This is a genomic window from Rickettsiella endosymbiont of Rhagonycha lignosa (assembly GCF_964031165.1).
GTDB lineage: Bacteria > Pseudomonadota > Gammaproteobacteria > Diplorickettsiales > Diplorickettsiaceae > Aquirickettsiella.
Map to the genome: position 1 here is coordinate 1,092,130 of NZ_OZ035011.1, position 15,077 is coordinate 1,107,206.

Consider the following 15,077-nt stretch of genomic DNA (forward strand, 5'->3'; position numbering starts at 1 on the left):
ATCTTTATATAAAAAATAAATTGAATATTTTGTTAAGTATTCCTTAAGCTTCTCCACCTACGATGAAGATCATTTTTACTTTTATTCTTAGGTGTTTAATGCCAGCTAATAATCAAATGAATCCAATATCGCTCTCCAAATTTAATCGTATATTGACAGATCAAACTACTGAAAACGATCAAAAAAATTTATTTATTATCAATAAAGTTTCAATTATTTTGACGCAATTACCCCCCTGTCTTAAAGAAACCTCTACCTCGGATCAGCTACCTTGTATTAGCAATGCTGAGGATCCTATTAAAAAGCAAAATGATTATTGGAAAAATTTGATAAAAAAAGACCAACTTAAAAATATTTTTAACTATTTAAAAATTGTTATTGCTAAATCAAATGTAAAAATCAATGAACATTCAGACCTTGTCAATAACTTGCTAACTGTTTGTAGTCGATTTTTAAGTACTAATTTGTTTAGTTCAGAATTTATAAACATTGATAAAGATGCTACAGCTAAAGCTTATTTACAATTGCTCATCCAAATCACTACTCTCCCAGAAATTCTAAACATTCATGCTAAAGACGACAATCTAAAATTTTGTGAATTACTAAACTCAACCAATCAATTTTTACAAGACTGGGCAAGATTTAATCAAAATAGCAGTAACTCAAATTTTGATGTATTGAAAAATTATGTTGAAGCCATCGGAAATTTAACGCGTGAATTTAATATAGAAAATTATCGTAGTAGCTTAGCCACTTTTGAAACTCCAATGACGGAATTAATCAATGTATTAGACCCTTACTTAACAACCGACCAGAAAAGCGACTTAAGGTACACTTTTGTGCATCAATACGATAGTGGGTGCGAATTAATCAATTGCGAAAAGGTATTTAATTCAACTGATTGCAATTCCAACTACGTTAGTACAGAGATTAGCCATATAGATCAGGGTACTGTTTTAGAGAGTAGTGACATGTCTCTAGAGCATAATTTAGACATAGGGAATAGAATATTAAAAACATTAAATCCCTTAGCACATTATGAAAAACTCGATGAACGGATTACTAAAACTGCAAATTTAGATAATTTTTCAGATTATTTTAAAGACTTAATTAAAAAAGCAAATAATGAAAATAAAAATTTAGAGCCTGAATTCATAGAAAATTTATCCAAGTTTCTGTTCAAATTAACCGGGGTATTCCAACGCACTAACCCTCAATCCAAATTTTATAGAAGTTCATTTTCGCTTTTATTAACCTTATTAAAAAATCCGGCTATTGAACATAATCTTTTGCATATTCCTAAAGCAATAGAAGCCGCCGCGGATCAAATGAAAATTTTACTTAACGATGGTCTGAAAAATTCTACACGCAATCCGATTTCTAGAATTTTTTCTACCATGGATGTTCTTGATGATATTTTTCACCAAGCAAACGATATTGTTACAATGCCGGCCTATGAAAAACTAAATATAGCAAAAAAAATTGAAGAGATAAGTTTTATTTGTTTAAAGCTAGATAATTGTAGTGCTTTTTTAAATCAATTTCTAAAAACTTTAGGTGCTCTAAACCGTAATTTAGTTAAGTCAAATACTACTGAAAAAGAAGTCACCGCAATCCAAACCATTGCGCAAAAGATTGTTACCCAAGCGCAGCATAATGTGACACAAGCTGAATACGAAGGCTTAGCCTGGAGTTATCTGAAAGGACGTCATGATAAAAATGCAAAAATAATAGCGAAAAGATGTAAAGAGAATTTTAATCTTACTCATTGCCAAGAATTTATTTCTGCTAACCAAACCGTCGAGGAGGATATTGATATAACTACCATCATATCTAAACCAAATACAACGACGACAGAATTACCATTTAACCTTAATAGCACATCTTCCAATCAAACAATTGTCGATACTGCAACCGAAAAAAACACGGATGCAAGCTTAGCTAATCCTGAACTAACATTAGGTGCAGCAGCAGCGCATGGTGTGGGAAGTGGTATGCTTAATGGAATCATCCATTATTTTACAGATAGATATTCCAGGAATAATGAACAAGCATCAAAAACTAAAATAATAGCCATCTATAGTAGTTTATTTGTTCATGCTGCATTTGCTGCGACATTTCCATTGATGCTATACAAGATACAAGAACACATTGATCAAGGCAATGAAGAGGAAGCACAGCGGCTATGGGACAACCTACTGTTACAAGCACCGCTCACTTTTATTAGCACTGCCGGTTTAAGCTTAGGTTTGCACGTAGTCTATGAATACACACAACTATTATCCAATCGCTTCCGAATAATTGCGCAAAATACGCTTCCTCTTGCAGGAACGGCTGTCGGTCTATTCAAAAACCCTGTCGCCACTGGTGTGCAAATGGCTGCATCTATTATAGCTTCTTCTACAACTTATGGTGTATTTAATTGGATTTCTCCTGTAAAGAATAACGCTATTGTTCTTGATGTCGAAGCCCATGAAAATAAAGGCGTTGAATTGAAACTATTAAATACAGAAAATGATGTTAAGCCAACTGCTAATGTTATCGTAGGATCCGAAATTATTGAAAACACTTATCTGTATATTACAAAAGAAAAATTAGATGATATAAGAAATCAATCAGAAGGTATCATAATACTTCTTGAAGAGCTTGTTTGTTCGTTGGAAAAAAGTATAGAAAAAGATAAATCAAAAATTGATTCAGATACTAATCCTGCTGTAGCAGATACTTATCAAACAATTATTGATGATAAAGCTCAAATATTGCAGATAATAAAGGGGGAAGTAAAAAACTGTAATACGGAAATCAGTTTTTTGAATGATGATCACAAAGAGGCTTACAAAAGTTATATCATAAAGAATACTCATAACCCAGAGGAAAAAAAGAAAATTAAGGATGATTATTCTTCTGCGATGAATAAATTAGGAAATGTATTTAAACGCATGGAGCCTATGTTTAATAATATGAAGATAAATTTAGGTACAGCACATGGATATGTTAAAGGAGCTAGCAAAAGCTTTGCTGGCGATGAAACTCTACTTAGCTTAGATAAATTAATGGATAAAATTCAATTTCCTTTGAGTTTAACTAAAAATTATATTAGTAAATATAACACATGGGATGCGGCTGAAAAGGGGGAAAAAAATGGCGCCATAAAAGCTTTAGCAAATAAAGAAAATTTTGAAAAAAGTATACAGCCGAATACCTCGCAAATCACATCGCGCCCTAAAAAAACTAGATCTTTTTTGAATACTCGCCCTCAATCTGTAGCTTCAGATTCTAGAACCCATTCCTCTGGCTCCGAAGAAGGTTCTGTTATCTCAAACGGAAGCTCAAAAGATGAAGAAAACGCTTTGATAGTTCGTCCATTATTAAAATCATCTAGATAAATGTCAGACAATAAAAAAGCCTGCTTCTGCAGGCTTTTTTATTGATAATTTTTAACCTTGCAAAATATTTCGATAATCTATGGCTAATTTTTTCAAATCCAGTTGATTAAAAAATAGCGAATAACACATCCAACAACTTAATGCGGCTAAATCACGAAATTGATGCGGTATATGATAAGGTTTGACTAGTAACCCTTCTTCAAACAAATGTGCTAATAAACGTTGATCTTCCAAACTGGTTTTACCCACAAATAATAAATCAATTCTATCGACTAAACCTTGTTCTACTGCTAAGCGTAGATAATTATAAATTAAAATAAAGCCTTTGCTGTAAACCAAATCTTTAGTAAATGGACCTAATGTCGGTAAGCTACCGCGAAAGATTCGCATACTACTTTTATAACTTTCTTCCGGTGTATGTGCTTGCTCAAGAAAAAAATTAAATACGTGCAAGAAGTCAGCGCCCTCTTCGGCCATGGCAATACCGGTGACGCGATCGGTCAATTTTTTAATGCGCATTGGCGAAGAAACAAAATGAAATAACTCCATAATAATCGCCAAACCTTCTTGATTGGCAATGGCTGAAGGTGGCCCTTTTCCCAAAAAGGTACAAATGGGTTGATGCATGCCATTCAGTGTGGTGCCCATGTGCACCCAACCTTCATGCACTTCTAAAATGCGTAAATCACGTTCGCTAAATAAAGCATCTTTGCGGATTTTGATCCATTCTGCACCGGCTGCAGCATCCGCTACTATCCCATCACTAATGATCACCCATTTTTTCATTTTAGGCTTTTGCAGTTTAGTCTTAGTAGATTTATGCTGTTTAAAATAAATGGATAAACGTTGATTCAATATCTCTGCAGCTTGTTGACTATCATAGCGTTTCTCATCCAATTCATTAAACGTTTTATCCTTAATATTCATTAATGCTTGTGAAACACTCGGCACTAAATCTTTTAAACGCGGCGCATTTACGTAAAAGGCATCATCGGCACTACCGTAAAGCTCTCGTGATAAAGCACTAAACTCTGGTGTGCCACGTGCAGCTAAGAGATCCAAAACATCCTGATATTCTCGACACATACGCAACATTATGTTACCAATGCTGCTTATTTGACCGACTTCACGGTTTATATCTCGTTCGAGGGCTTGAAACTCTTCACGTTTTTTATGAATATCAAAGGGTAACTTATTTTTTTGATAATATTCAGCATTTACTTTGGGTAATTGTTTGCATTTTTTTTTAAAAAAATCGGCTTGTATTTCCGGCCCCCATTTAATACTGTCTAAAATCTTTATCGCATCTTGCGCTTGCACAATCCGATCCGATAATTCGCGTAATCGTGCGCGATAAGCCTTTTCGTAATTTTTCATGCATCGCTACTCCATGCCTGTATCTTTACGATCCAATTATAAATGTTTAGCTGAAATTGGCGGCACATTCAATAAATTGCAAGAAAATTTATCAATACATGCTGATATTGAACTTCGATTTATTACAAAAGAAGCCTGTATTAAAATTTTCCATTGAAGTGCACGAAGTTAAAGAGTTACTTGGAAAGAATGTCTAAACCTTAAATAAGCAAATAATTTCTTAGCTTCGTGATCGGTCTTCAACTAAAATCAGCGAAGAAAATTACTATTTTTTTCATTGTAATATTAATGGATTTTAAATAATTTATTTAGAAAATTTTAGCTGATCATATTGCAGCATATATAGGTAGATTATAAACGTTAACTTCCCTTTATAAAATGAATTTTTTAAAAATTTTTTACGTGGAATTTTTTATAAAAAAAATACCTATTTAATATTTTTAATCATGGTTTTTACCAAAAAAAATGATATAATTTAAATTAAAAAATAGTTAAACATTATATAAAAAAGTTCTCACAAAAAAGTCTATAAGGAAATAAACTTTATGAAGAATTATCAATTAGTCGGTCCCCGTCCCTTGGATCCAGAAAATGATGTCGGAAAGGATATGGCGGTCGCTTTTAATTTGGGAACCATTAAAAGCGAAAAATATGGTGAGGCGCTAATAGAAGGCCATTTTTTATGCGCGCTGCCCTTTGGTCATTTTCCAGAAATCAGTAAAGAACGGTCGGAAGAAGCTGAGAAAGATGCCATCGACTGGGCTATCAAAATAGGCTTAATAAGAGAAAATGATCAATATTATGAGAAATTTGTTAGCATTGGCATTGGAAAAGCAGCGGTTCTTACGGCTGCTAACGATGTGAGATTATATACTCATTTTTTAATATACTTTTTTTGCCTCGATGACTTAATATCAGATTTTAAATTCTTTAAGCAAAATATCTCTCCCCCTACTTACCAGGAGATAAAAGAAGCATTAGAAATCTTTATTTCCGTTATTCGTGGAAATTATACTCACTTAAATCAAATTCCTAAATCGAGTTTTCCTCTATTTATACCTTTTTGTACGGCGCTTTTTATGATACGTCAAGAAGCCTTATCAAGTAAAAAAGATATAGTACATTTGATAGAGGAAATAGTTAAGAACCTACGATCCGTTTTATGGGAGCGAGAGTGTGTTGAACATAACAAAATGAAAACTTATTCAACAGATGAATATAAGTTTTCGCGCAATTGGACTATAGCTGTTCGTCCTTCGGTAGAAGCGAGTATTCTGCCAAATGATATTGTAGTATCAGAAGAAGTCAGGAAACATCCTCTTTTTGAACAGTATTTCCAGCAAGCCTGTATTCAAATAGCTTTGGTGAATGATACCCTTTCTTTGAAAAAAGAAATAATGAGCGACGAATTTCAAACAGACAATTTTGTACTCGTAAAAAATAAGAAATATTCTCTGCAAAAATCTATCCAAAAGACAGTGAAAAAAGCCAATGACTTAGTAATAGCGCTAAAAAAAACTGAATTAGGTTTAAAGAGCTGTTTTCCAGGTGATTCCAACCTCGATAAATTTATATTAGTTGTACAGCGTTTTGTAGACGGGAACATCTATTGGCACCAACAATCCCAAAGATACGGTGATTTTGAATATGATTATTACACAGTAAAATACACCGCCCCTAACCTATCTATATCTAGTATCTTTTTAAAAGAACAACTTATATCTTCTACGCAGCTGCAGGATGCTCAGGAATCAGTCTATTTTTTACAACCCGCAATAGAAAAAAGCTTCTTTCGTAAGGGAAAGGGAAGTCCTATTGAAAATGGCCTTCGTTTCTTAGAAAGTTCATGTAGCGTCGTATCTGGCTTTCAAAGTCGAATAGGACATGAGCGTACACTTTCAAAGTCCTCTCTTTGCCCTTACGCTGAGGTTTATTCTTCTGCCTTAATTCTGGATTTATTACACGGGGTCTCAGCCAATCCAAAACTTTTTTCCACACTCAACGACTTCTTAACTGATCAGTCTAATGAAGGAAAATTTAACTTTTTTACGCAAAGAAGTTTCTTGCCTGATGATGTAGATAGCACGGCGTTCTGTACATTGGCCTTATTAAGGCATGCTAATATTAATATGGAAAAGTTCAGGGCGGTTAGCAAAAAAATTCTGGATAATGTCAATGAAGAAGGAATTATCCAAGTTTACTTTCCTCCACAAGGAGAACGTAAAAATCGTATTGATGCGACTATATGCGCCAGTGCAATGCGTTTAATATACCAAGCCGGATTGGACGCTGATGCAAAAAAAACTGAAGATTACATGTACCAAACATTAGAAAGTAAAACTTATCTTGCAGGTACTTGGTTTTACCCCTCACCCGATGTATTTCTGTATTACCTATCTAAAGCTATTATTCTTGCTCCTCGAGCTTTAGATAGATTTTATCCTTTACTCGTTGAAAATCTACACGAACGATTAGATACAACGATGGATCCTTTAGATCTTGCTATGAGAATATTAATCGTTACTACACTTGGGCTAGATACAAACGATGCAATTTTAGAAAAGGTTAATGATGAAAAGCTCAAGCTTGAGTCTCTACAAAAGCAAGATGGATCCTGGCCTAAAGATGCGCTTTACAAAGCAGGACGATCAGATACTTATTTTGGTGGTAAAGAAATAAGCACTGCTTTTTCAGTGAGTGCCTTACGAGCTCTACAAACTTTGGAATTAAAAAAGAGTAATGCAATGCTAGAAACTAAAGAGGAAATGAACGAACATAGTAAACCGGCAGCGTCGGGCGGCCATAGAGCATGGATTAGCGGCTGAAGAAGCACATAAACGGTTTAAAATTCGTCCCTTTATAAAATAAAATTTATACCGGTTCGTTAGATGTTACGGGTGTCATAACAATCATAGGTTCATTGTCATTATTTTCATCAGCAGCGAATCGGTTACTTTTAAATAATTTTTTATACAACACATATCCAAAAAAACCCAGCGTGAATAATCCGCTTAAACTACCTATAGAGATAATGATATTCTTAGTCGGAAATCTCGAAATTTCATTAGGCTGATCGGCAGGAGGAGTAAAAGGAGATGTTGAGAAAAAAGAATTATTTCCTATTAGATTAGGGGTTAATGAGGAAGATAGATTTTCCATTTCAGTGGTATTGAAGTTATTCAACACAGTCGATGTGCCCATTGGTTGATTATAAGGCGTGTTAAAAGAATCTTGCACCATTATTTGATCTTTCTGCAGAGCGGAGATAAGTTTTATTTTTTTCTCTTGTAGTTCTTTTATTAAATTTTCTTCCAAAATTTTTAATTCATGCTTAATTTTTCCTCTTAATTCCTTTTCAATTTTATAAATTTCTATAGTTTTAAGATCGTTTAAGTTTATTGGATAAGATTTGAGTTGCTCAATAAGTGGAATGAGAATAAGATTTTCGTAATCTTTTAGGCTACAAATAGTTCCTTTAAATTCATCAATATCAGCCTTTAGCCCTCTTATATCTATGATAAATGGCTTTGATTGTCCAAGAATATTTTTCATTTCATCTAAAAAAAGTTTAGAACTAAAAATATTATCTTCAAAATTAGGATAATCAAAGTTAATCTTTTTAAAATGTTCAAAAAATTCTAATGAAGTAATAAAATTAGCACCATGGTGCTTGCTCCCACGAATAATGTAGTTATCTTCTGTAAGTGTTAAAAAAGCGGCTATCGCGTCAAAAAATGCAAACAAATTTGCAATTTTTGTATGAAATAAATTAACGTCATGTAAAGCTAAATTCGCTGCATCTTTATAGTTATCTTTTAAATTTATTAGATAATAGTCTCTAATTTTTTCAAATTTAGCTATAAAATCATATACGCTATTACATTTTTTAGAACAGTCTCCTGAATCCATTATTCCTCCATTTATTATTAATTTACCTGGTAGGTTTGTAGTGTGTCTCTAGATAAAAAGCTAAAATTTATTTAATATGTTTCGACATTATATAATCTCTTCACACTCAAGCAATAGTTTATCGGCAAATTTACGGAAACTAAATCACTTATTGTACCAAACTTGTCAGCAGTTGCACCTGATCTACTGAGTCATTCAACGCTGGGATATAATTAAAATTTTCACCACCCGCTTTTAAAAACAGCTCTCGATAACGTTTAGAAATCTCTTCTAAGGTTTCTAAACAATCGACAACAAATCCTGGACAGATTATGGTGACATTTTTTATGCCTTGCGCCGGCAGTTGTTGTAACACCACATCGCAATACGGCTGTAACCACTGCGCTTTGCCGAAACGTGATTGAAACACCAGTTGATATTCATCAGCAGATAACTGCAAACATTCTGCGATTAAACGTACCGTAGTAACACATTGTTGCTGGTAGGGATCGCCTAATTCAATACAACGTTGAGGTAAACCATGAAAAGAAAATAATAAATAGCTATTTTTTCCCAGTTCTGCTCGAGATTGTTTAATCTTATGAGTAATCGCTTGAATATACAGCGGATGATCAAAATAGGATGCTATAAAACGCAGATTAGGAATAAAGCGCGATTGCTGCAGTAATTGACTCAATTTATCAAAACAACTGGCCGTCGTCGCGGCAGAATACTGTGGATACAAGGGTAAAATAACGATGGAAGATACACCTGCGGCTAATAATTCCCGCAGCCCATTTTCTATACTCGGTTTACCATAGCGCATAGCAAGCACCACTTTGTATTGATCAGCTAAATAGGTCTGTAATTTTTTGGCTAAACGCTGTGTATAAACCGTTAACGGTGAACCTTCATCCATCCAAATACTTTGATAAAGTTTTGCTGAGCGTCGCGCACGTATTGGCAGGATAACGAATTTTAACAAGGGTTGCCATAAACAAACCGGTAATTCCACCACGCGTCTATCACTTAAAAATTCCGCTAAATAATAACGCACTGCTTTTGGCGTCGGCGCAGAGGGTGTTCCTAAATTAATCAATAATACACCGGATTTCACGTGCGGATGCCTTTACCGCGATGCAGTAAATACAGATTGATCAAAAATAAAATCACACAGCTGAAAAATATGATGCTTAACGCCCAAACAACTGGAATATCGCTAATACCTAATAAACTATAACGAAAACTATTCACTATATATAAAATCGGATTAAATAAAGATATGTGACGCCAAAAGCTTGGTAATAAATCAATGGAATAGAATATTCCACCAAGATAAGTCAATGGCGTTAACACAAATGTCGGAACTATTGAAACGTCATCAAAGGTCTTAGCAAATAATGCATTAGTAAAACCTGCCAGCGAAAACAAAATCGTCGTCATTGGTACGATGGTCAGCAATACAAAAATATTAAAAACATGTAATTGTGTAAAAAATAAGGCTAAAATTGTAACTAATAGACCAACTAATAAACCGCGAGCAACACCACCGGCGACAAATCCAGTTAACAGTAAATAATTTGGCAACGGTGCAACGATAAGCTCTTCGATACTGCGTTGGAAACGCATGCCGAAAAAAGAGGTCACCACATTGGTATACGCTGCGGTAATCACTGACATCATGATTAAGCCAGGTGCAATGTATTGCATATAGCTATAACCTTCGATATTGCCTAAACGTTGGCCAATCAAATTACCAAAGATTAAGAAATAAAGTGTCATTGTCACCAAAGGCGGCAATAAGGTTTGCACCCAAATACGCAAAAAACGTTTTATTTCTTTGCGTAACAAACTAATAAATGCGATCCAGTAGACTTTTGCTTGCATAGTCGTTAATTTTTACACTCTCTCGTATATTAGGTCGACTTTGTTTAATTTTTTATTTTACTCGATCTACTATTTATTTTTATTGGCGGCAATTAAATTTAAAAATAGTTCTTCTAAGCGATTGGCTTTATTGCGTAAACTGGTTACTTCAATATGGTGGCCTTCTAAAAATCCAAATAAATTATTGAGCGATTGTTCTTTAGCAACATCCACTTCTAAGGTCACATTATCTAATAAACGCATCGCAAACGGCGATTGTGGTAAATCCACCAGCGGTTTTTTTAAGTCAAACACAAAGGTTTCCATATTTAAAGTCGCTAATAGATGTTTCATACTGGTATTTTCAATAATGCTACCTTTATCAATAATAGCGATATTCTTGCACAGATATTCTGCTTCTTCTAAATAATGTGTCGTTAAAATGATGGTAATACCTTGTTGATTAATGCTACGCAAAAATTCCCACATCGAACGCCGTATTTCGATATCTACGCCTGCCGTAGGCTCGTCTAATATGAGTAATTTTGGTTGATGCACTAAGGCGCGCGCTATCATCAGGCGGCGTTTCATACCACCCGAGAGTTGCATAGAAATTTGATCGCGCTGATCCCAAAGATCGAGTTTTTTTAAATAGATTTCTGCACGTTGTTTCGCCAAGCGTCTTGGTACACCATAATAACCCGCTTGATAAACAATAACATCTATCACTTTTTCAAAGATGCTAAAATTAAGTTCTTGCGGCACGATGCCAATACAGGATTTAGCCGTTTCTAATTCGCTATCAATACTATGTCCAAACACTTTCACTGAGCCGGCAGTTTTATTCACCAGCGAAGCAATAATACCAATAGTGGTTGATTTTCCAGCGCCATTCGGTCCCAATAAAGCAAAAAAATCACCTTTATCAACATTCAAATCAATATTTTTAAGGGCTATAACACCATTTTTATAGATTTTACTCAGACCTTGGATGCTCAATGCTTGCATAAGTTTAATGGCACTTTAAAATGAATAGACTTAAACTAAGAGTATAACATGACAGTGACTATACCATTCCCTACTGATCGACTCGCCAAGCTGTTGTTATCAGGTCCTACCGGACAGCTTGAAGTAATAACGAGTTCACCCGAAACAACACGCAACCCACCGGCCATTGCGGTTATTTGCCACCCACATCCTTTGTTTGGCGGAACCATGCACAATAAAGTTATTTACACCTTGGCACGTTGTTTCAACAGCATGGAACTTGCTACAGTACGTTTCAATTTCCGTGGCGTCGGTCTCAGCCAGGGTGAATATGCTAATGGCATTGGCGAAACCGATGATTTATTAGCGATTCTAACATGGTTAAAAACCAGCTGTCCTGAATCAGCAATTTGGCTGGCGGGGTTTTCCTTTGGTGCTTATGTGGCCGCTCGCGCTGCAAAAGTTTGGCCTGCAAAACAATTAATTTGCGTTGCACCTCCTATTGAAAACTTTCCTTTTAAAGAACTTCCACCCTTTTCTTGCCCCTGGATATTGATACAAGGCGATGAAGATGAAGTGGTATCTGCTGCGGCGGTATTTTCCTGGGTGGATTCCTTAGCACACCCTCCAAAAGTCATTAAAATTCATGGGGCAAGCCATTTTTTTCATGGCAAGCTCATTGAGTTACGCGATTGCTTAACAACAACACTTAAAAAAGCTAGCTAGAGTGTATTGACAATTGTGCTAGGATGAGCGAAAAAGGGTTGTTTTTTGAGTATCGTAACGGAGCATACACAGAGTATGTGAGTAACGAAACGCAGAAAAACAACCCTTTTTAGCCATCATCGTGCAATTGTCAACACTCTAATATGACGCCTCTAGCTGCTTATAGACAACAAATATTACTCCAAGCTTTACAGACAGATGTTCAACAAGCTTTAGCGATGCAACAATTTCAAGCGGTGTATGATGAATTAATCACCCCCCGAAAATGGTTTAGAAAAAAATCTATGCAAGGATTATATGTATGGGGGGCTGTAGGTCGAGGCAAAACCTATTTAATGGATTTATTTTACAATCATTTGCCTGTTACTAAATCACGTTATCACTTCCACCAATTTATGCATCATGTGCATGCAGAACTCGCTCAGCTACAAGGACAATCCAATCCATTGCTGCGAATTGCTAAACGTTTACGTAAAGAAGTCGATGTTATTTGCTTAGATGAATTCTTAGTGCATGAAATTGGTGATGCCATGTTACTCGCACAATTATTAAAAGCTTTATTTGCTGAAGGTATTGTATTAGTCACTACCGCAAATACCCCCCCCGAAGATTTATATGCTAACGGTTTGCAACGAGGACTTTTTTTACCAGCAATAAGCTTAATCAAACAACACTTACGCATTTTCCATTTAGATAGTGCGATTGATTATCGGCGTCAGCATTTAATCAACGAAGAAAATGAGTTGGTTTGTGTAATAAGTCCTGTACAAGTACAAGCTTTATTCGATAGATTAAGCAAAAACCAACAAGTATCTTATCAAGCATTGACCATTAATGGCCGCAAGATTTCACATTTAGGCTGCACTGAACAGGTAGTATGGTTTGATTTTAGTTCAATTTGTTCGATACCGCGCAGTCAATTGGATTATTTAGCTATTGCGCGGCGTTTTTCAACTATTTTAATCAGTGATGTCAAACCTATCGGTGAATATGAAGATAATCTAGCCAGATTATTTATCCATTTAATTGATATTCTTTATGATACAAACAACCATGTGATTCTCACATCAACACAGCCTATCCAAGATATTTATCCTAAAGGTCGATTAAGTATTGAGTATGAGCGGACTAAAAGCCGCTTAGCTGCTTTTAAAAAAAATGGCTAAGCCGTTAACAATTTTAGTAATGCACACAGCATTGGATTTCTGACAAGCGCCGTAAACTATTTAATTTACACCGATATAACATAAAAATTGCGAGTTGAGGCAACACAGACAAAAATTCAAATGCGAAGAATATTAAAAAAGGCGCTTAAAGCGCCTTTTTTTGGAAACAAATTTAGACAGCTGCCTTAAGTTTTTTCAATGGTTTTATTTTTACCACTTTTCGTGCAGGTTTAGCTTTGAAAGTCGTGGCTTCACCTGTAAACGGATTGATCCCTTTACGTGCTTTAGTCGCTGATTTTTTTACCACAGTAATTTTATACATGCCTGGGTGCGCAAAAGGAAAACCGTTTTTTAAATGCGCACAAATAATTTCCTGTTGGATTTCTAAAAATTCAGCAACTTGTTTCTTAGATAATCCTGTTTTTTCTACTAAGCACTGAAGCAATTCAGTTTTAGTAAAAGACTTTTTCACAGCAGCCATTTTTTTACTAGCTGATGTTACTTTAGTTTTTTTACGTGTTTTAGCCACTGGAGACTTTTTTTTAGCTAATTTTTTAGCCATGGTTCATATTCCTCTAAATTATATAAGGAGTAAACAGAAGGTTAGGATTCTATAAAATAGCATATTTCTAGTTTTTTGCTAGAGGTCCTTATAAATATTTTATGCTTATTTTCTATTTGTATACTCACAGCAATTAAGTTTTTGTCAAGGCGCCGCGAAAATAAAGCAACCGCAGTGTATTAATATACATGAGGATTGCGCATTGAGCGGTAACACAGACAAAAATTTAAGTGTGAAGAGTATAAGAAAGTGTCTTTATACATGTTGTATAATTTGCACAACTATTTCGATAAAAATTAATAAAATGATCACAAATTCTAGAATACTGGAATAACGATGTTGTAGCTGACTATTTAACATCTCTAAAATTTCATGCGCGACATCAAGTTTATGATTCAAAGCAGCGACTCTTTTTGGAATATCTAAAAACTTTTCAGTCATTTCATAATAAGATTCTAGATTCGAATAGCGCCAAAAGTACTCCGGAACATCTAAATATTCACTACTGAGATTAACCGAACTTCGTGTCAAGAAAATTTCACCAATACGTTTAGAAATTTCCGAACGTGATAGTGAAATTTTGCCAAAGCGTGCTAATTCTCTAGGAAAATGACTATTCGCAAGCACAGTTTTATTCACCGATTCTTCATACGATTCTAGTTTTATCGATTGTGCTAAACCATAAGAAATAGCGAGCTTGATTTGCACATTATCAGATTCATCACTTTCTAAAGTGATCACATCGACATTAAAGCGTTGATGAGGAAAAAGCCGGGTTTCTTTGCCAAGATAATAAATGAAGCGATCCATTTCAATTTTTTCTAAAGGATCTATAGAAAAAGGTTTTATCTCATCGATTATTTTTTTTTCTTGTTGTTTACTGAGATTCCAGGTTACAAAACAACCATGATTAAAGAAAAAAAGATCAATAGGTTTATCTTGTTTAGTGACATACAGTACATTCCGGAATAATTTGGCAATATAGCGTTTAGTACGAAAAAAATCCGCAAGTAGAGTTAATTTATAATTAGCTGCTGTACAAAAAGAAACGCAACGCATAAATGTTCACTGTCGTATACTAGATTTGCTACCCATTATCTATACTCTTCGCGGCATTCG

11 protein-coding genes are annotated in these 15,077 nt (G+C 34.8%); 4 read left to right on the top strand and 7 right to left on the bottom strand.

Annotated features, from left to right (window positions below):
- Window positions 1–98: 98 nt before the first annotated feature.
- Window positions 99–3,386, top strand: a complete 3,288-nt coding sequence (locus tag AAHI99_RS04940) for a hypothetical protein (RefSeq protein ID WP_342227192.1) — start codon at window positions 99–101, stop codon at window positions 3,384–3,386.
- Window positions 3,387–3,437: 51 nt separating this feature from the next.
- On the opposite strand, the gene AAHI99_RS04945 is transcribed toward AAHI99_RS04940, so the two are convergent.
- Window positions 3,438–4,763 carry a flavohemoglobin expression-modulating QEGLA motif protein gene (locus tag AAHI99_RS04945; RefSeq protein ID WP_342227193.1) on the bottom strand — a complete coding sequence of 442 codons (1,326 nt, stop codon included), beginning with the start codon at window positions 4,761–4,763 and terminating at the stop codon, window positions 3,438–3,440.
- 545 nt (window positions 4,764–5,308) lie between these two features.
- Here AAHI99_RS04945 and AAHI99_RS04950 point away from each other — a divergent pair.
- Window positions 5,309–7,588 (top strand): terpene synthase family protein, encoded by a 2,280-nt coding sequence (locus tag AAHI99_RS04950; protein WP_342227194.1) that lies wholly within the window; start codon window positions 5,309–5,311, stop codon window positions 7,586–7,588.
- A gap of 46 nt (window positions 7,589–7,634) precedes the next feature.
- Here the strand turns inward: AAHI99_RS04950 and AAHI99_RS04955 are convergent, their stop codons facing one another.
- From AAHI99_RS04955 to AAHI99_RS04970, 4 genes are all read right to left on the bottom strand, one after another.
- A complete protein-coding gene (locus AAHI99_RS04955) occupies window positions 7,635–8,672 on the bottom strand; it encodes a hypothetical protein (protein ID WP_342227195.1) in 1,038 nt (345 codons plus the stop codon).
- A 148-nt stretch (window positions 8,673–8,820) separates the two neighbouring features.
- The gene (gene hemH, locus AAHI99_RS04960) at window positions 8,821–9,768 is read right to left on the bottom strand and encodes a ferrochelatase (protein ID WP_342227196.1); all 948 of its coding nucleotides are present in this window, start codon (window positions 9,766–9,768) and stop codon (window positions 8,821–8,823) included.
- Window positions 9,765–10,538, bottom strand: a complete 774-nt coding sequence (locus AAHI99_RS04965) for an ABC transporter permease (protein WP_342227197.1) — start codon at window positions 10,536–10,538, stop codon at window positions 9,765–9,767. Before AAHI99_RS04965 ends, hemH begins: the two co-directional genes overlap by 4 nt.
- Window positions 10,539–10,607: 69 nt before the next feature.
- Complete coding sequence (locus AAHI99_RS04970; RefSeq protein ID WP_342227198.1) at window positions 10,608–11,525, bottom strand: ABC transporter ATP-binding protein; 918 nt, start codon at window positions 11,523–11,525, stop codon at window positions 10,608–10,610.
- A gap of 48 nt (window positions 11,526–11,573) precedes the next feature.
- On the opposite strand from AAHI99_RS04970, the gene AAHI99_RS04975 reads away from it, so the two are divergent.
- Both AAHI99_RS04975 and zapE read left to right on the top strand, forming a co-directional pair.
- Window positions 11,574–12,230 (top strand): alpha/beta hydrolase, encoded by a 657-nt coding sequence (locus AAHI99_RS04975; protein WP_342227199.1) that lies wholly within the window; start codon window positions 11,574–11,576, stop codon window positions 12,228–12,230.
- Between the two features lie 143 nt (window positions 12,231–12,373).
- Entirely contained in the window at window positions 12,374–13,396 is a 1,023-nt protein-coding gene (zapE, locus tag AAHI99_RS04980; RefSeq protein WP_342227200.1) for a cell division protein ZapE, read from the top strand.
- A gap of 172 nt (window positions 13,397–13,568) precedes the next feature.
- On the opposite strand, the gene AAHI99_RS04985 is transcribed toward zapE, so the two are convergent.
- Entirely contained in the window at window positions 13,569–13,958 is a 390-nt protein-coding gene (locus tag AAHI99_RS04985) for an HU family DNA-binding protein (RefSeq protein WP_342227201.1), read from the bottom strand.
- Between the two features lie 255 nt (window positions 13,959–14,213).
- On the bottom strand, window positions 14,214–15,017 hold the full coding sequence (locus AAHI99_RS04990) for an RMD1 family protein (protein ID WP_342227202.1): 804 nt from the start codon (window positions 15,015–15,017) through the stop codon (window positions 14,214–14,216).
- Between the last annotated feature and the right edge of the window lie 60 nt (window positions 15,018–15,077).

Bases quoted from the DNA above. Each gene is read 5' to 3' on its own strand.
- AAHI99_RS04945 (WP_342227193.1), bottom strand. From the start codon at position 4,763: ATGAAAAATTACGAAAAGGCTTATCGCGCACGATTACGCGAATTATCG.
- AAHI99_RS04970 (WP_342227198.1), bottom strand. From the start codon at position 11,525: ATGCAAGCATTGAGCATCCAAGGTCTGAGTAAAATCTATAAAAATGGT.
- AAHI99_RS04950 (WP_342227194.1), top strand. From the start codon at position 5,309: ATGAAGAATTATCAATTAGTCGGTCCCCGTCCCTTGGATCCAGAAAAT.
- AAHI99_RS04990 (WP_342227202.1), bottom strand. From the start codon at position 15,017: ATGCGTTGCGTTTCTTTTTGTACAGCAGCTAATTATAAATTAACTCTA.
- zapE (WP_342227200.1), top strand. From the start codon at position 12,374: ATGACGCCTCTAGCTGCTTATAGACAACAAATATTACTCCAAGCTTTA.
- AAHI99_RS04940 (WP_342227192.1), top strand. From the start codon at position 99: ATGCCAGCTAATAATCAAATGAATCCAATATCGCTCTCCAAATTTAAT.
- AAHI99_RS04985 (WP_342227201.1), bottom strand. From the start codon at position 13,958: ATGGCTAAAAAATTAGCTAAAAAAAAGTCTCCAGTGGCTAAAACACGT.
- AAHI99_RS04965 (WP_342227197.1), bottom strand. From the start codon at position 10,538: ATGCAAGCAAAAGTCTACTGGATCGCATTTATTAGTTTGTTACGCAAA.
- AAHI99_RS04975 (WP_342227199.1), top strand. From the start codon at position 11,574: ATGACAGTGACTATACCATTCCCTACTGATCGACTCGCCAAGCTGTTG.
- AAHI99_RS04955 (WP_342227195.1), bottom strand. From the start codon at position 8,672: ATGGATTCAGGAGACTGTTCTAAAAAATGTAATAGCGTATATGATTTT.